At 42.2% G+C, this 17,880-nt stretch carries 15 protein-coding genes and 2 pseudogenes; 6 read left to right on the top strand and 11 right to left on the bottom strand.

What is annotated here, in order from left to right:
- Positions 1-5: 5 nt before the first annotated feature.
- From FE394_RS13495 to FE394_RS13520, 6 genes and pseudogenes are all read right to left on the bottom strand, one after another.
- Positions 6-1,103 carry a SagB/ThcOx family dehydrogenase gene (locus FE394_RS13495; protein WP_319926890.1) on the bottom strand — a complete coding sequence of 366 codons (1,098 nt, stop codon included), beginning with the start codon at positions 1,101-1,103 and terminating at the stop codon, positions 6-8.
- Positions 1,093-2,487: an MBL fold metallo-hydrolase gene (locus tag FE394_RS13500; RefSeq protein ID WP_319926891.1), complete on the bottom strand. Its 1,395-nt coding sequence runs from the start codon at positions 2,485-2,487 to the stop codon at positions 1,093-1,095. The genes FE394_RS13495 and FE394_RS13500 overlap by 11 nt, the downstream gene beginning before the upstream one ends.
- 413 nt (positions 2,488-2,900) lie before the next feature.
- Positions 2,901-3,086, bottom strand: coding sequence for a hypothetical protein (locus FE394_RS13505; RefSeq protein ID WP_319926892.1), 186 nt, complete (start codon positions 3,084-3,086; stop codon positions 2,901-2,903).
- Between the two features lie 682 nt (positions 3,087-3,768).
- Positions 3,769-4,145 (bottom strand): annotated as a pseudogene (locus FE394_RS13510) (site-specific integrase).
- Between the two features lie 176 nt (positions 4,146-4,321).
- Positions 4,322-5,608: an antiviral reverse transcriptase Drt2 gene (gene drt2, locus FE394_RS13515; protein WP_319926893.1), complete on the bottom strand. Its 1,287-nt coding sequence runs from the start codon at positions 5,606-5,608 to the stop codon at positions 4,322-4,324.
- A 395-nt stretch (positions 5,609-6,003) separates the two neighbouring features.
- A pseudogene (locus FE394_RS13520) lies at positions 6,004-6,162 on the bottom strand (integrase); the annotation flags it as partial.
- A 517-nt stretch (positions 6,163-6,679) separates the two neighbouring features.
- On the opposite strand from FE394_RS13520, the gene FE394_RS13525 reads away from it, so the two are divergent.
- Positions 6,680-7,513 (top strand): hypothetical protein, encoded by an 834-nt coding sequence (locus tag FE394_RS13525; protein WP_319926894.1) that lies wholly within the window; start codon positions 6,680-6,682, stop codon positions 7,511-7,513.
- Positions 7,514-7,769: 256 nt separating this feature from the next.
- The gene (locus tag FE394_RS13530; protein ID WP_319926895.1) at positions 7,770-8,048 is read left to right on the top strand and encodes a hypothetical protein; all 279 of its coding nucleotides are present in this window, start codon (positions 7,770-7,772) and stop codon (positions 8,046-8,048) included.
- A 159-nt stretch (positions 8,049-8,207) separates the two neighbouring features.
- On the opposite strand, the gene FE394_RS13535 is transcribed toward FE394_RS13530, so the two are convergent.
- Both FE394_RS13535 and FE394_RS13540 read right to left on the bottom strand, forming a co-directional pair.
- Entirely contained in the window at positions 8,208-9,248 is a 1,041-nt protein-coding gene (locus tag FE394_RS13535; protein WP_319926896.1) for an IS481 family transposase, read from the bottom strand.
- A gap of 176 nt (positions 9,249-9,424) precedes the next feature.
- A complete protein-coding gene (locus FE394_RS13540; protein ID WP_045968636.1) occupies positions 9,425-9,745 on the bottom strand; it encodes a heavy metal-binding domain-containing protein in 321 nt (106 codons plus the stop codon).
- 141 nt (positions 9,746-9,886) lie between these two features.
- On the opposite strand from FE394_RS13540, the gene FE394_RS13545 reads away from it, so the two are divergent.
- Positions 9,887-10,069, top strand: coding sequence for a hypothetical protein (locus tag FE394_RS13545; RefSeq protein WP_319926897.1), 183 nt, complete (start codon positions 9,887-9,889; stop codon positions 10,067-10,069).
- A 326-nt stretch (positions 10,070-10,395) separates the two neighbouring features.
- On the opposite strand, the gene fruA is transcribed toward FE394_RS13545, so the two are convergent.
- Genes fruA through fruB form a run of 3 tightly spaced genes read right to left on the bottom strand, consistent with a single transcriptional unit; the run spans position 10,396 to position 14,206 of the window.
- Positions 10,396-12,087: a PTS fructose transporter subunit IIBC gene (gene fruA / locus FE394_RS13550; RefSeq protein ID WP_319926898.1), complete on the bottom strand. Its 1,692-nt coding sequence runs from the start codon at positions 12,085-12,087 to the stop codon at positions 10,396-10,398.
- Positions 12,084-13,064: a 1-phosphofructokinase gene (fruK, locus tag FE394_RS13555; RefSeq protein ID WP_319926925.1), complete on the bottom strand. Its 981-nt coding sequence runs from the start codon at positions 13,062-13,064 to the stop codon at positions 12,084-12,086. The genes fruA and fruK overlap by 4 nt, the downstream gene beginning before the upstream one ends.
- A gap of 11 nt (positions 13,065-13,075) precedes the next feature.
- Positions 13,076-14,206, bottom strand: a complete 1,131-nt coding sequence (fruB, locus tag FE394_RS13560; RefSeq protein ID WP_319926899.1) for a fused PTS fructose transporter subunit IIA/HPr protein — start codon at positions 14,204-14,206, stop codon at positions 13,076-13,078.
- A gap of 879 nt (positions 14,207-15,085) precedes the next feature.
- On the opposite strand from fruB, the gene potA reads away from it, so the two are divergent.
- From potA to potC, 3 genes are read left to right on the top strand one after another with little or no spacing between them, the layout of a single operon-like run.
- Positions 15,086-16,201: a spermidine/putrescine ABC transporter ATP-binding protein PotA gene (potA, locus tag FE394_RS13565; protein ID WP_319926900.1), complete on the top strand. Its 1,116-nt coding sequence runs from the start codon at positions 15,086-15,088 to the stop codon at positions 16,199-16,201.
- Positions 16,185-17,045: a spermidine/putrescine ABC transporter permease PotB gene (potB, locus tag FE394_RS13570; RefSeq protein ID WP_319926901.1), complete on the top strand. Its 861-nt coding sequence runs from the start codon at positions 16,185-16,187 to the stop codon at positions 17,043-17,045. Before potA ends, potB begins: the two co-directional genes overlap by 17 nt.
- Positions 17,042-17,821 carry a spermidine/putrescine ABC transporter permease PotC gene (gene potC / locus FE394_RS13575; protein WP_319926902.1) on the top strand — a complete coding sequence of 260 codons (780 nt, stop codon included), beginning with the start codon at positions 17,042-17,044 and terminating at the stop codon, positions 17,819-17,821. Before potB ends, potC begins: the two co-directional genes overlap by 4 nt.
- Positions 17,822-17,880: the final 59 nt, after the last annotated feature.

The following is a 17,880-nucleotide window of genomic DNA, read 5'->3' on the forward strand; positions in this document are numbered from 1 at the left end:
TCTCCCTAACCAATAAATGCAAATGATGATGCGGATTCATTCAGTCCATCAATCCCAAGAAAGGCCTCAATATCTTTCTCTGGAAGAGAATACCCACGAAAAGAACACCGTCCCATTGATGAAGCCAAATATGCTAATGTTTGCATAACATGGCCAAGATCATGCTGAATGACACGATATGAACGACCTTCTCGATAGCGGAACATACTTCGTTCAAATATTGTCCCAAAGAGAAAGACTAGGGTAGGTTTGAAGCTAAGTCGTGATCGATGACCAAGCACTTGTTCGAATAATAGTCCGCTATGATCCCCTGGAGTGAGCAAAGATAATCCATGCCTCTTGACGCAATAATGGTAGAGACCTTTGGCTATGCCTAGGCAGTCTAAGATAACTATATAAGCCTCAGTAGGGTGTCGGCTTCCTCCTGAGGGGGAAGTTTTTGCTACATGGGTGCCAGTGATAGGTAGATGTCTTGTTGAAGTTTGCCCAAAACTTAGCTTTAGTAAATAACTCAATTCATCAATGGTGAATTGTCCTATTTTATTACCTTCTGAAACATTTTTTGAAAACACTTCGTTCAATCTAAGCGTTCTTTTTACCTTTACTTCAGAAAGGCCGGGTAATTTAATAAAAGGTGATTTTTTATAAATTTTATAATTAGAGGGGGACAGCTCTTTTTTCAAATATTCACGCATATAAATTTTATCTTCAAGCCCTCTTGGATCATGAAGGTAGTTCATCCTGATTAATCTAGTTGTATAAAAATGATATTGTAGTGCGTCTTCCCAACCATGCTCCTGCCAGACCATCTTAAAATCATCTATATATTTATAGTTCTGTAAATCTTGTGAAATTATCATTTTTATATCTATTAGTTGATTAAGAGAATCCTTAACATCTTCCTCTGATAAATCAAATTCCATACTTATATGATTAATTGCTTCATCCATGTCAGTCCAATCAGATAGAATAGATTGAACTGCTAAGAACAATTTTTGAGTAAGAAGATCACCAAAGTAGCTATCTAAAGTTAATGTGTTTCTAATAAATAATCCTCTAGGAGTTCCCATTCCATTAACACCAAAAGCCATTTTAATTTTCATTATTTAATTCCTGTATTAATCGATTTGATTCTCTCGTTAACCAGCGATTAAAATGAGTTTCAGGGTTATTATTGAAATATGAGAAAATAGGATCTCTTACATCATACCTTTGCACCCTAAACTCACCATCGCTTGACTCAAAAATACGATGTAACGTCGAATAAACTCTTGAATTAAAATATAAAACAAAATAAGGAATTTCACCTGCTTCACAGGCTAACAAAGCTGAGGCACAAACCCTGATATGCAACGAAGCATATGGAAGCGATTTTTGTGAATGCTTTTCTAAAGTTATACTCGACTGAGAAAAATTTATAATATATTCTTTGGATTTTTTTGAAGGAAGAATAATTCCTATTCTATATTTAACCTGTTGCTTACATAATCTAAAAATAGAGCTATCAATACTTTTTTTCTGTATTTCCAACCATGGTAAAAGTTTGTTTATTAGCCAAGAAAAAACAAATTTGTCTAGATTGTTAGCACCAATACATTTTGAATCATCATCTATAAGTAGGGGTAAATTCTTTATCGGATCAACTCTTGGTCGGTCAAAATACCCTATGCTTTTTGCTATTGGAGAGACCTGTATCTCTAAATTTGCTATCCCATTAATCACAGAAATCACATCACCAGGTAATAATGAAACCATTTCTATGTCATGTAGATAAGATTTGATATTTTCTATAAAATCTTTGGGGTGCATAGGAAAACTATAATAATTTGCCCAATCATACTTCTCTATATATTTCATTCCAGAGCAGTTAGGAATGAATATTAATGGTGCTAGCATTTTTATGCTGGTTAATCTCTTTTCAATGTCTGTGATAGGAAAATCAAAGTCCCAATATGTTAAAAATCGGTGTTGGACATCAGGATAACCACCTATTAACACTGGAACTTTTTGGCAAAATGTTTTTATACGTCGTACTTCACGAATATCTAAGTGAGAATCACCAGTAAATGAAACCACATTCTTTTCATCTTCTATTATAGTGAAACCGAACTCGAAATTCGCATACTCTTTTTCACCGGTAAACAAAATTATCAATGAAGATATTTCTATATTATCACCAGTTTCTGCAATTTGAGTATTACTAAACCCCAATATATTTAAACATAATCCTATGCTTGGCAATGGAGGGTAAATAACCATTGCGTCGCGATTTAGCATGGACAAGCTTTCTGGTTCAAAATGGCCGGGATGTTGATGTGTTATAATTATTACATCTATTTTTGGTATTTCTTCAAAATTTATTGAACGTTCAGGGCATATTTGTGCAGTTCCTGCTTGAAATAAAGATGTTAGTAACGGGTCTATTAATATAGTTAGATCTGACGTTTCTATAAAATAACAAGAATGCCCCAAATATGTCCATTTCATAGTAATAACCTATTTAGTAATGGAGAATTTAATAAAAAACTACCACCTTTCGTAGTAATTCCCCTTTCCTTTATTAATTTAAGAAAACATATCCTTTGATACCAACTCTTTCTAAGGAGGATATCTTCATCAATAATTTATGATAAGAAGAACTATATATCAGTAAATTATGCAAATATTAAACATAAATACCTAGTATCTAGTTAAAGAAAGAGCATGAAAGACTAAATTTCATTCAGATAGAATTGTAAACAAATAGTGTCGATAAAAGACTCATTAAATTGTTCAATTTATCAGTTTGTTATAGATGGTTTTTAATCTCACTTTATTCATAAGACAGCTAGATTAAACGATGTATAATAAGTAAGCTTTCATGCCCTTGCCCTGAGTATCTAGTATCTGAAATATATATTTCAGCGAATGCAGCACTGTTCCAGTAGTTTCTCTTCTAAAGGATCAGCTTTTGACTTGATAATAAAAAGACCTTTAGATTTATCTGTTTTACTAGGCTCGATCATCTGAGCTGCTCTACTTAGGCTTGCCGAAATTTTTTCAAGATCCTTATTCGCGGTATTGCCAAATACTTTGGAGTTTCTCATTTTTCATTCCTCATGTTTTTGAATAAAAAATAAATTTCATCACACGATTATAGCCAAAAAATCACATACAAAAATATTTTCATAACAATAAATTAACAAGCAAGCTCAGTTTAATGTTTTAATAAAATCAATCTGTGACTCATATCACAAAATAATATTAAAATATCATAAATTAAGCATATTATTTTGATATTTTGTTATTTATCCTTATTTTAAACGTAATTTTGCATCTCATTATGATTTAAAAACAATATTCTATTGCATTAACAGTGTGTTGGGCAAAGCTGCACTGTTTTTGCGGGTGAAATGGCTGGACGATAGAGCCGGATGAATTGAGAAATTCATGTCCGGTTGCGTGAGGGCCTGAAGGTGAAATCCCCTTGGGCTACGATGGAAAACGGGTTTGGGCTGAAAAGAATTTAGCTCAAATTTAGACTAACAGTGACACCCCACCCAAAAATAGGTAACTGGAGCAGCAATTCTCACTGAAAAATTTTTCCCTGCGTTTATGCGGTGTTGCGGGAACAACTAAAAATAGTTTTTGCGCTATTTAGCACCGTTACAAGCAGCATAAATTATCTTTTTTATTTCAGTTTCATACTGTTATGTATTTTAATTTGCTTCTGTTCATTGAGAATTGCTGGTTTTTGGCACAGGGCCTGCTCTAGCAGCCCTGTCTAGCTCATACCTCAATTGACTCAGATATCTCCAGCGCGTCATCAACTTCTATACCCAAATAGCGAACTGTGCTCTCCAGTTTTTTATGACCTGGCAGGAGTTGAATCACCCTTTGGTTAACTCGAACTAGACAGGACTACCTGTCTTCTGTTGCAACACAGTTGCCCTGCTCAAAATAGAGCTGCCAGATGTTAAGTTTGATACTTTCAGCTTAACCAAATCGCATCCTCGAAGCTTACTATCCAGCGCCAGATTGAAAAGAGCCAGATCGCGTGTTCTACCTTCCAGCTCCAGTCTGATTCAGATATCCCATATCTGGGATATCTGAAGAGGTCTTTTTTGACCGATAATACGATTCTTGTTCCACGGTGACGAATTCATAATCAATCATCCTATGATGAGGGAGATTTAATTATGGTGGTCTTGCATGAGCGAGAAGCGGACATCGTTGAACACATAAGGCAAGGCACCTGATGCGAAATAACAATTTAAGTACTGGAGAAAAATCCAAAGTGAAGCTCCTGATTGAGGACAAGTGACTTCATATCATCAACTTTCTATTTGTTAATTTCTTTCTGTAATCTTTCCCATAGAGGCTTTAATTGTTTTCTTATTGAATTCGAATGCATTATGCGAGACGCTCTATATCCGTAGGTTAAAAAATTCCGTTTACCTACGTGAGCATAACGGGCATAGATTTTTTCTTTGAATAGTTCCTTTTTAAGCAATCCTTTAAGTTTTCTGATTTTATTTTTGCGTTTCATAGTTGCTTTCGCAAGGCGTACGCCACGTTTCATCCTGTCAGAGTAACGTGAAAGAGATGATGACCTCAGAAAGATATTATCACCATCAAATATAAAACCTAAGTATTGCAGAGGCTTGTCACATTTTATTTTAGATGGCGTAGCTACAAACTCTCTAATTTCTGTTTTCTTGATATTAAGAGAAACTTTGAGTTTGAATAATCTTTTTTCGGCTTCGCCAGAAACATTATTTTTTTCATGTGAAGGAACGATAAAAAGCATATCATCACAATATCTAAAATATACACCACCTAATGGTGAAACATATTCATTCATTTCAATGTCAAAGTTAAGCATATATATATTCGATAAAAGAGCGCTAATTGGCGAACCTTGCGGGATTCCAAAATTAGCTTTGTTAGGTGTTATTAAATTAGCTTTTCTGATTTTATTCCTGAAATCTTCAAAAGAACAGATTTGTTTCCTGGTTTTCTTAGTATGTCTGGCATTATTTTTAGGAATCCCGATTAAATCATATACTTCATTTTTATTGACTTTCGAAAATTTTGTGATGGCTTTAAAAACAGCATAATGATCTTCAGGCAATTTGTCAGTGGCAAGTAATCTGCACCACGCATCTTTCAAAAACGAATGATCAAGAGTATCGAAAAATTTCGATAGATCTAAAGCAACTGCACTACAATCACCTCTTTTTTTTATTTCCTGAAAAGCTTCATATGCAAACTCAATGTTACTTTTATTTAATGCTCTGAAGGCCAAAACATTTTTTGAAATACCATGCATCTGTAACTCTTTTTCATATAGCTCATCAAGGATTGCAGCATAATAAGAATATATATGACTATCAACGTGAGAGGAATACGCTATTGGTCTTTCTTTGAGGGTTTTATTTATAGCGTTTGTGCCTTTATCTTTTTGTACTTTATAAGTAGTTGAAGTAAAAGTAATGAAAGGTAAGAAAGAATGAGTCGCAACGGTGTAAGGATTGGTTACGATATCCAAGGCGTGTTCCACTGAAATAGGTTTATCGAAATGAAGATAACCACGCTTCCTAAACCAAGGATGTTCACGGAATTCCATATTATGAGTTCTCAAGGATTGTGAAACCGGGGTGATTTTGAACTGCGGTCGTTCAGAAAAACATCGCCCCGGCTTAACAAAGTGGTCTTTATCCAACCTTCTCATACACAAAGAACTACAAAAGAGTCCAATAGTGCATTTCACCGCAAATGTTAGAAACACTGTATACTGTAATCAGTATTATGGAGACCGTTATGAGCATCATCCACTTATTAGTCAGCCTCTGGTCGGAGTGCAACGAAGGTCGCTGTCCGGGAGTTGACAAACTGTACATCACCCCTACGCCTATACATAGGGCGTACAATTTATAACATTTCTGATGACTTAAGTGCAATCCTAAAATTTATAGAAATGCCCGTTTCTGGCACAGGACTGTTGTAGCAGCCCTAACAGGCTCAGACCTCAATTGACTCAGATATCTCCAACGCATCATCGACTTCAATGCCCAAGTAACGAACTGTACTTTCCAGTTTCTTATGGCCCAGCAATAGCTGAGTCACACGGAGATTCTTAGTTTTCTTGTATATCAGGTAAAGTTTAGTTCTTCTCATACTGAGGTTAAGTTCTATCAAGTCGTAAAAATGATAGCTTCAACAAAAACTGTATCTTAGCAAATAGTGGAGCTGTTGACCTGCGCCTATTGATTAGTACGCTATGTTGTGAGCAAGGTTCTCTCTGGCTCTTAGCAGTCAGGCCGAAGAAACGTCTGGTCTACTAGAAGTAAGAAGCAGAAGTTGGCAGCTATTATTAATTATCACGATAGCTGATTAAACGATGACTACCGAAGCTATGTCGTTCAGAATTCATTAGCATTTTCACATACGAAGAGGTATATCGAAGCTGAAATTATCTTAATTGTGCGTTATGGTTTATTTAGATTGGGGTAAAGCGTCAATGGATTATATGGAAATAAATATATAAATTTCATCTCAAAAAAGAGGACAGATAGGAAATGTTCATAAAAGATAAAAGTGACACGAGAATCTTCATTTCCTACGCGTGGGGGCAGGAGCAGATAAAAAAGAATGGATAAGATCTCACATCATTAGCAGTCTAGAGTGGAAATATAGTTTGTTTTGGGATCGTGACAGTATAGCATTTGGCGACTCAATCGATTTAACTATACAGAAAGCGCTGGCAAGCCGTCCGTTGAAAGTCTTTTGCTTATGTGATGAAGATTACATATATTCCGCAAAAAAAATAGGCTCAGGCCTGCATCAGGAGTTACAAATGCTGTCAATACTCGCTTCCGATCCTGATGTCAAAATCATACCAATCGTTCTTGAGCGAAGCTGTCTGGCAGAGCTACCGGTGCCGCTGGTAGGTAGGGTATACCTGGATCTCACTGAGTTTCGAGAGCGGGGATTATTTCTCGGTAATGCAATGCAGCATCTAGCGGGAGACACGACGCAGTCGGAAATGCTTGCATGGATCAACTATACCATCCAAAAAGATGATTTAGATAAATCGGCGAGAGAATACTTTCATCGCACACCAGTGCGTTTTATCGGAAATGCCCGAACTCATCAGGTAAGCATTAATTTCATGCAGCCGCTGCTTGCACCTCAATGGATGTGGGACAGCCCAGAATGGAGTTATATGCTGAGCGATGAGAATGATACATATTGCCCGACGAGAGGGCGCTGGCACTGGGATTATTTCTCTCCTGGACGCTCCATGCAATCGCTGGGTACAGGGATAGTCGCACATTTTTTCCCTCATGATGCAAAAGAAGAAATACAGTGGGCCATAGAGGAGGCTGGAAGAATTCTTGCTGTGAGTTTCATATCCATGATCCGCCAAGAGGAAGCCTTCATTCTTGACGTTGATGAAATCATTATGCACCTGATGCTTAAAGACGATGGCTGTCGCGCACTTTATCATCTTCTCAAACAATGTGCGTGAACGTCCGCTTTTGGCACAAAGCAGACTGTCAGATTAAGTTTCGCTCAGATCAGCAACAGTGTCAGATCGAGTGATGGCTAATACAATTTATTCATTTCCATTTAGGGCTTTCGGCTGGTTTTAACACCATAAAAACAAGCCTATTAGTTCGTATTTTGGTAAATCCTATATATTCATAAGAACCTTCGCTTTCATCAATTGGGGTAAGTTGAACTACACCTTCCTTAATTGATAAGATAAATTTACTGCACACTCGATGAGTGAAATACCACATCCCCTAATACCGGGGTGTGTCGAAATGTTTGTGATTAGAGGAATGTCAGGTAGAAGTTTTGGTGCATTGAGTAACTTTATGAACTTTAATATTTCATATACTTTTGATAAAGAAACGTTCTCGGAAACTAATGATGCTTTAGCATTAAGAGAAAGAGAAGTTAGATTAGGACTAGATTTAGCTCTATTCAACGAATTGAAGTCATCCGATCTCTTAAAACTTAAAGATTTTGATCTGAATAACATAAATCATCCCCATTAGTAATGAATATCTTACTCATTACCTAATTGCCTGGAATCATATGACGAAAATTATAGAATGGTAGAATATAAAAGAAGGTTTTATTATTACTGTGTCTTAAATTGTACTAGTCGCGACTTGATCTGACAGTTACCCACTTTGTTATCGGCGACTGTCAGATTATATTTGGGTCAAATTTTTTTCTGCCCAAATGGATTTCCCATCCTGAAGGGTTTCTATTGGTGTCCGGCCGCAACACATTTTTCCTTGATGAGTGCGGTGATTGTTGTAATTGTCCATCCATTTGTCCAGATCTTTTTGTAACTCATCCAATGAGCCATACAATTTCTTTCTGAACGTCACTTGGTAAAATTCATTCAGGATGGTTTTGTGAAACCGTTCACAGATGCCATTGGTTTGCGGTGACATCGCCTTTGTCTTGGTATGGTCGATATCATTGACAGCCAGATACAGTTGGTAATCATGGTGCTCAACACGCCCGCAATATTCGGTGCCTCTGTCTGTCAGAATACGTAACATCGGCAATCTATGAGCGCTGAAGAACGGCAGCACCCGGTCATTCAGTAAATCCGCCGCTGTAATGGGCGTTTTGCTCGTATAGAGTTTAGCGAAAGCCACTTTACTGTAAGTATCGACGAAAGTTTGTTGGTACAAGCGTCCTACGCCTTTAAGATTACCGACATAAAAGGTATCTTGCGACCCTAAATAGCCAGGATGAGCGGTTTCAATTTCGCCACACGCTTCGTCATCATGCTGCTTACGTTCGAGGGCGGCAACTTGCTCGTCAGTCAGGATAATGCCTTCGTCAGCCACTTTCTTTTCAAGGGCTGCCAGACGCTTTTTGAAGTTCTCAAGATGATGTCTGAGCCAGATAGAACGGACACCACTGGCGGACACAAAGATGCCTGCTTTTCTGAGCTCATTACTTGTTCTGGCTTGCCCATATGCCGGGAATTCGATGGCCGAGTTGATAACGGCGCGTTCGATCTCCGCATCCACACGGTTCTTCAAATTAGGGTTTTTTCTGCTTTGGTTGATTAACGCATCAATCCCGCCTGTTTCAACGAGCTCCTGATAACGATAAAACGTATCTCTGGATACACCCATCACTTTACAGGCCCTTGAAACATTACTGAGCTCTTCTGCGAGATTAAGCAGACCCGCCTTGTGTTTGATGATTGGATTGCTAGTATAAAGCATGAGAGTTACCTCTTGGTCTTTGATTATGGATTCATCACCTTTAATCAAAGTCGGTAACTCTCTTCTTTTCAAACCGAAGTGTCAGATCTAGTCTGAACTAATACACTTAAATCGCATTAATACAAATTAAGCCACCCAACCGATGGCCTAATCCACAAACTCAGTACTATTGCTCTTTACACAATCTTAACCGCTGTCCCCGATACGGCGACCATCAGCATACCGCCATTTTTGCCGACGGTTTCATAGTCAATATCAATGCCGACAACCGCATTGGCACCTAAAGCTTGGGCTTGTGCATTCATTTCTGCAAAGGCAATTTCCCGTGCATTTTTCAATTCTTTCTCATAAGCGCCAGAACGTCCACCAACGATATCTCTGACCCCAGCAAAAAAATCCTTCACAATATTTACCCCAAGAATCGTTTCCCCTGTGACGACACCCAGATAATCTGTGATGGTATGGCCTTCTAGTGTGGGTGTTGTTGCATTTTTCATAATCGATCTCCGTTTGATATTACATCACTTTTTTCTTGGCACTCAGGTGACCTTATTTGCCACCTGAGATGGCTATATTACCTCGGGATCATCTTAAATACTTTCTCATTTTGTCCGATATATTGAGTGGCAAGGCGTTGAATGTCTGAACGCGTTATTGTTTCAATCAGGGTGATCACTGGCAATTTGGGCAAGGGCTTCAGCCCAATAAGTTGCGCTTTGGCGCTGGGCTTGATGCTCGATGTAGCAGATATTTTTCGTCTCTGCCAATTTCGTAGGCGTAATATCAACTTTGTTGAATATGTGTCAGGGTCTGGTGGGTGAGGATGCTCATTTCATTAGTGCATTCGGGACAGATCAGTGAAGAGTTTTCCTTCCGGTAGGTCTGTTGTTTGGTATTCAATATATGGATATTTCAACTAATTAATCGGGTATAGAAGATGTTAGAAATTAACTTTGTTTAATTTAGACTACATAAAGTCCACTTTCAATGTCAGCTTTTTGTTCTTACCGTAGCGGGTTTGGAGCGATTTGAAATCTATTGAATATATGCCGAACTGGTGTTTTTGGAGTTGTGTATAACCACAACTCCTCTCACACAACTCCTCTCACACAACTCCTCTCACACAATAAACCTCACACAATAAACCTCAACCAATTACTTCAGCATCTTTTCTCTTCACCACCCCATAAAGCCCAGCCGTCAACACTGTACCAACCAGAATAGTTCCCAAATAAGTCAACACAGGTGTAATTGCTCCCGGTATCAATAATACAAACAGCCCGCCATGCGGAGCCATCAGTTGCGCGCCAAAGTACATAGAAAGCGCTCCTGTCACTGCGCCGCCCAGAATGCAACTCGGTAGCACTCTGACCGGATCTTTCGCCGCAAATGGGATCGCTCCTTCGGAGATAAAACACAGTCCCAGCACCAGTGCCGCTTTTCCGCCTTCACGCTCGCTCTGGTCAAACTTATTCCGTGCAATCACCGTTGCCAGCCACATTGCCAATGGCGGAACCATCCCCGCCGCCATAATCGCGGCCATCGGGCTGTAGGTTTGGGCACTTAATAATCCAACGCCAAACGCATAAGCGGCTTTGTTTACTGGCCCGCCCATATCGGTACACATCATGCCGCCGAGGATTGCACCGAGGATCACCGCGTTAGTTGTTCCCATTGATTTCAGCCAGTGGGTCAGCCATTCCATTATTGCGGCAACGGGTTTGCCCACTACGTAAATCATGATTAATCCGGTTGCTAATGTTGCTACCAGCGGAATGATTAAAATCGGTTTCAATGCCTCCATGCTTTGTGGCAGGTGCAATCTGGTTGTCAGGAGTTTGGCAATGTATCCTGCGAGGAAGCCTGCGATTATGCCTCCGAGGAATCCGGCACCAGTGCTGACGGCAAGCATTCCTCCGACAAGTCCGGGAGCCAGTCCGGTGCGTCCGGCGATGGAGTAGGCAATGTAACCCGCGAGCACGGGCACCATCAGGGCAAGGGCGGAGCCACCGCCGATTTGCATCAGTGCTGCCGCCAGTGTGCCGGATTCTTTGAATGCTTCGATGCCGAATACAAATGACAATGCAATGCACAGGCCACCCGCAACGACCATCGGCAGCATGTAGGAAACGCCGGTCATCAGATGTTGGTAAGCGCCAGTGCTTTCTTGTTTTTTGTTGTTGGCGTTATTGGAATAGCTGGATGCGGAAGTGTTGTCTTTGACGGTGTATATCTCGGCTTCGATCAGTGCTTTATCCAACTCTTGGGCAGTTTTTTTCAAAGCTGCGCCTGTGGAGGTGCGGTAGAGGCGTTTACCGGAGAATGATGTAAGGTCGACGTCGATATCCGCCGCCACAATCACCAAATCCGCTGCTGTGATTTCTGGCTCTGTGATGGTGTTGGCTGTTCCTACGGAGCCTCGGGTTTCTACTTTGATTTGCCAGCCGCGTTTTTGTGCTTCTATCTCCAGTGCCTTAGCTGCCATAAAAGTATGGGCAACACCTGTCGGGCAGGCGGTGATGGCGACGATGTTGATGGTTTTTGGCTGAGTTGCATCGGCGGTGTTTTGCTGTTGATCAACACTGGCCTCTGTTTTGGCTCGGTGTATAAATGCCTCTGGTTCGCGGATCGCTTGTTCTGCCCGGCCTATAAAGATTTTTTTACCGTGCAGGTTGAGTGAAGTTGGTGCAGTTTCACCGATGATAATCACCAGTTCAGCATCGTTCAGGTCAGTGGTAAAGGTAAAACCCTGTTGGGTGGCAGCGTTCTCCAGTGTGTGTTTGGCGAGGTAAGCGCGTGCCTGTCCCTGTTTATCGTTACTGATAATGAGCATTTTCATGCAATATCCTTTTTCTTGTTGTTATTTTTTGAAGCCTGTTGTTTTAATGAGGTGAGTTCTACTTTTGCCATCAGTCGGGCGAGTTGCTGGCGGTCGATGTTACCAACGTTGCTTTGACCGACGGTCATGGCGGAGATGGCAGTGGCGAAGCGCAGGGTATGCTCGCAGGGTTGTCTCATCATCAGGCCGTAAATCAGTCCGCCGACCATTGCATCCCCCGCGCCGACGGTGCTGACGATTTCACAGTGCGGTGGTTTGGCAAGCCATGTTCCCGCCGAGTTGACCAAAATCGCACCTTCTTCGCCCAGTGAGACGACGACGTGCGAGATCCCAGCGGTATGTAGTTTATGGGCGGCGATGATGATATCTTCCTGTGTCGGCAAAGGTCTGCCTGCCCAGATTTCCAGTTCGTGGCGGTTCGGTTTGACCATCCACGGCAGGGCTTTGAGGCCGGCGGTTAAAGCCTCCCGACTGCTGTCGAACACAACACAGATGCAGGCTTCACGCAGTCGTTGCATCCAGTCGGTGAAGTCATCCAGTTCGATACCTGCTGGCAGGCTGCCGCTCACGCATACTATGTTGAAATCGCTCAGCCATTTGAGGGACTCTTCAGCAAAGCGCTGCCACTCTTCTTTGCTGATGCTGAATCCTGAAAAGTTGAAGTCGGTGACGAGTCCGCTCTGTTCGGTGAGTTTGACGTTAATGCGGGTTCGTCCTTCGACTATCTGGAATCGGTTGGTGATGCCCAGTTCTGTGAAGGTTTTTTGAAAGCTGCTCTGGTTATCTTTGCCCAGAAAGCCGCCCACGGTGACGTCAATATCGAGGGCTCTGAGGATTTTTCCAACGTTGATGCCTTTGCCTGCCGGATATAATCCGAAGGTCTGGATGCGATTGACTTCGCCGGTTTTGATATCTCCGGTTAATCCGACCAAATCATAAGCGGGGTTCAGGGTGATGGTCGCCACTCGTTTATTCATTTCATGTTTGCTCATCCCAATTTCTCACCCAGATTTTTGTTAATGAGGTCTTCGATAGCGGTGAGCGCGTCGTTGGCATCGGAGCCGATGGCGGTAAAGCGAATACGCTCGCCTTGTTTGACCCCCAATCCCGCGACTTGCATCAGTTTGCGGCCATCAATGGGAATGCCGCTTCCATCAAGTTGGGTGATGGTGATTTGGCTGCTGAATTGTTTGATGGTATTGACCAGCAACGCGCTGGGGCGGGTGTGCAGGCCATGTTCATTAGGCAGAATGAAATCTGCGGTCAGTACATCTGTTTCTTGTGATATATCCGTTGTCAGCAATGCAATGACGGCGGCGCTATCTGGAGCGTGTAACAGCCGTTCTCCCTTGCCGTGTTGTAGCAGCGTACCGAGCTGGTTTAGCAGTTTATCCAGTTGATTGTCTGTGCAAGCGATGGTTAACAGCAGACTCATCGGTTGTTCATCAACGATGAAAGGAATTTTGGGTCTGGCGATAGCGACAACATTGCGCAAGTTGCCTTGTGAGCTGTCACTTAACCAGATCCCTTGCCCGAGATGTATTGGTGGTCTGGTGAGGATATCGGCAATAAATTCTGCATTCACTGCGTTGGCCTGTTGCAGACGGCCGATATTCATCGCCTGCAAGGTTGTCAGATCATGCACATCAATATCCAGTGTGATTGTGGATGTATCCAGCAAGTAGGGCGGTTGTGAGTGCATCAATAAACGGTATAGTTCATCAACTGAGGCTGCTTTGGCCATTTGGCTGGCGCGATTTTCATCACTGATGATGGGGATCAGCTGATGTAGCAGGTTAAGGTGCTCGTCTGATTTTGCGGCGATGCCGATAACGATATAGGCGGTTTGATTATCATCCCATGCTATCCCGTTAGGGAATTGCATCACCGTTACGCCCGTGGTTACCACGAAATCACGGGTTGCGTGAGTCCCATGTGGAATGGCAATGCCATTGCCCAGATAGGTTGAAGACTGGGTTTCACGCTCCAGTATCCCTTTGATGTACCCTTCGCTGGTATATCCCGCTGTGGTCAGAGCATCGGCAACTTGGCGGATGGCGTTTTCTTTATTATCAGCCTGTGCTGCCAGATGAATATCTTGGAATGATAGATTAAACATCTAATTGTACCTCGCTATTCCTTTTCAATGAATTGAAACGATTCAGCTAGTTGGATAAAAAAAATGACGCTGAATGAGTTGTCGTTATTTTTATTATCGAATGAGCCAAATAATTTTATTTTTATATTGATATCGCATTAATACTTAAATAAGCCAATATTCGTGGTGCAACTTAAAATCTATTGGCGTTAGTTTATTAGTGATTTTCTTAGTTATTTTATTCGTAATGTAGACAGGCAGCGCTGGTTATCTGTGTTGGGAAAGTATCGCCAAAGAGTTAGAGTGTAAAGTAAGCTCTGTGATTATTTTCCTAAATAGTGATAGCGATCTTAATTATTTTGATTTCAGTAAAAACAAGGAATTATAAATTTAGTTATTAAAACAATAAAAAATAATACTAATGAATTAATGGGATTCAATATTAAAAAAGCAATTTATCATCAGAATGAGAGTTATCAGGAAAGAAGGAGTCATAACGTCATAACAAAAGAAAAGAATATCGGAGTTACCCGGAAAGATTGGTGTATAGAACATGGATAGCGATGGAACTGATTTTTGGGGATTTCTGGAGTTTATTGAAAAACAAGGAGTTTAATTTGATTGAAAAATAATCATCAGGAAATTATTTCCAACAGGGAAAACTAGGTTCAAAATGGTGCCTCAATGTTACCATTTATGAAATGATAATAAAAAATGACATATTGTCAGTGTTTCAGCTTTCAATTTGGGCTTACTGCGTTTATTATGCGCGCTTCATAATTTCAACCGTCGCCACTGGCTTTGAGCTTCAGCGGAGAAATGATGCCTCCTGCTAGCTGACACAGTCTTTTCCCGTGGCGGTTCTATCTGCATTATTCCAAGGGATAGATGATAGCATAAATGACTGAGAACACCTCTCTGACTCCATTCGTGGAATTGAAAGCCTTGAGCAAGGGCTTCGACGGCAAACAAGTTATTTCACAGCTCGATCTGACAATCAATGATGGCGAGTTCCTGACCATTCTTGGGCCATCCGGTTGTGGCAAAACCACAGTACTCCGTCTGATTGCCGGGCTGGAAGATGCGGACAGCGGCAAGATTTTACTGGAAGGGCAGGATATTACTGATATTCCCGCCGAGCACCGTCACGTTAATACGGTCTTCCAGAGTTATGCCCTGTTCCCTCATATGACCGTATTTGAAAATGTCGCTTTCGGGCTTCGAATGCAGAAAACACCGGAAAAAGAGATCACTCCGCGTGTTGAGGAAGCATTGCGCATGGTGCAGCTTGAAGAGTTTGCCCAGCGTAAACCCGCACAGCTCTCTGGTGGTCAGCAGCAACGTGTGGCGATTGCCCGCGCGGTTGTGAATAAACCTAAAGTTTTGTTGCTGGACGAATCGTTGTCCGCGCTCGATTACAAATTGCGCAAACAGATGCAAAATGAGCTGAAAGCGCTTCAGCGCAAGCTTGGCATCACCTTTATCTTCGTTACCCATGATCAGGAAGAAGCTCTGGTCATGTCGGATCGGATCGTGGTTATGCGTGACGGACACATTGAGCAGGACGGTTCTCCGCGTGAGATTTATGAAGAGCCGAAGAATCTGTTTGTTGCCCGCTTTATCGGCGAAATCAATATCTTTGACGCCAACGTATTGCAGCGCATTGATGAGCAGCGGATACGCGCCAATGTTGAAGGCCATGAATGCGATATTTTCACTGCGCTGCCAGTGACTGTCGGGCAAACGCTGAAAGTATTGTTGCGCCCGGAAGACCTGCGCGTGGAAGAGATCAATAACGGTGAGCAGGTATCCGGCCTGATTGGTTATGTTCGTGAACGTAACTATAAGGGGATGACGCTGGATTCTGTGGTCGAAATGGAAAATGGCAAAATGGTCATGGTCAGCGAATTCTTCAACGAAGATGATCCTGATGTTGATCATTCCCTGAACCAGAAGATCGCCGTGACTTGGGTAGAAAGCTGGGAGGTTGTGCTGGTCGATGAAGAAGACGCGTAAACTATTCCAGAATATCGTCATTACCGGCATGGTATCGTGGTTGATACTGTTTGTTTTTCTGCCGAATCTGATGATTATCGGAACCAGCTTCCTGACCCGTGATGATGCCAATCTGGTACAGATGGTATTTTCACTGGATAACTACACCCGATTGTTCGATCCGCTGTATGCCGAAGTGTTGCTGCATTCGCTGAATATGGCGATTGTGGCGACGTTGTGCTGTCTGGTGATTGGCTATCCGTTCGCTTTTTTCCTGGCGCGTATGCCGAATAAACTGCGTCCGCTGATGCTGTTCCTGCTGATCGTACCGTTTTGGACGAACTCGCTAATCCGTATTTATGGTCTGAAGATGTTCCTCAGTACACGCGGCTATATGAATGATTTTTTGCTGTGGGTGGGGATCATCGATAAACCGCTGCGCATTATGTATACCTCCGAAGCTGTTGTTCTGGGGCTGGTTTATATCCTGTTGCCATTTATGGTGATGCCGCTCTATTCCAGTATCGAAAAGCTGGATAAACCTTGTCTGGAAGCAGCACGGGATCTAGGCGCCGGCAAATTGCAGACCTTTATCCGCATTATCATTCCCCTGACTATGCCGGGCATTATTGCCGGTTGCCTGTTGGTATTGCTGCCAGCGATGGGGCTGTTCTATGTGGCTGATCTGATGGGTGGCGCGAAAAATCTGCTGATTGGGAATGTGATCAAGAGTCAGTTCCTTAACATCCGTGACTGGCCGTTTGGCGCGGCGACCAGCATCTGTCTGACGCTGGTGATGGGGCTGATGTTATTCGTTTATTATCGTGCGGCTAAGCTACTGAACAAAAAGGTGGAACTGGAATGATCGGACGCCTGTTGCGCGGTGGCTTCATGACCATCGTTTATGCTTATCTGTATATCCCGATTATTATTCTGCTGGTCAGTTCGTTTAACCAGTCACGCTTTGGTATTCGCTGGCAGGGTTTTACCACTGAGTGGTACAGTCTGCTGTTATCCAATGACAGCTTGCTGCAAGCGGCGGGTCATTCTCTGACGATGGCGGTGGCATCCGCCACGTTTGCTACGCTGATAGGTTCACTGACCGCCGTTGCCCTGTACCGTTACTCGTTCCGTGGCAAAAAGTTCGTTGGCGGAATGCTGTTTGTCGTGATGATGTCGCCGGATATCGTGATGGCGATTTCATTGCTGGTACTGTTTATGCTGCTCGGCGTTTCGCTTGGATTCTGGTCACTGCTGTTCTCGCATATCACCTTCTGTCTGCCTTTTGTGGTTGTGACGGTTTACTCCCGCCTGAAAGATTTTGATGTCAAAATGCTGGAAGCAGCGCGTGATTTGGGTGCCAGCGAGTTAACTATTCTGCGCAAAATCATCTTACCGCTGGCGATGCCGGCAGTAATGGCGGGTTGGTTACTGAGCTTTACCCTATCGATGGACGATGTGGTTGTTTCTTCATTTGTGACGGGGCCGAGCTATGAAATCCTGCCACTGAAGATCTATTCAATGGTAAAAGTCGGGGTTTCGCCGGAAGTAAACGCATTGGCAACGATTTTGCTGCTTATGTCGCTGATTTTGGTCCTGATTAGCCAATTTGTGATGCGCGATCGCACGGGTAAGTCTTAATATTTTTTTAAGCGTAGCCAGTTTGTGGTTACGCTTTTATTATTTGTAGCAACTTTCTT

The sequence above is a fragment of the Xenorhabdus littoralis genome, assembly GCF_033949345.1.
Classification (GTDB): Bacteria; Pseudomonadota; Gammaproteobacteria; order Enterobacterales; family Enterobacteriaceae; genus Xenorhabdus; species Xenorhabdus littoralis.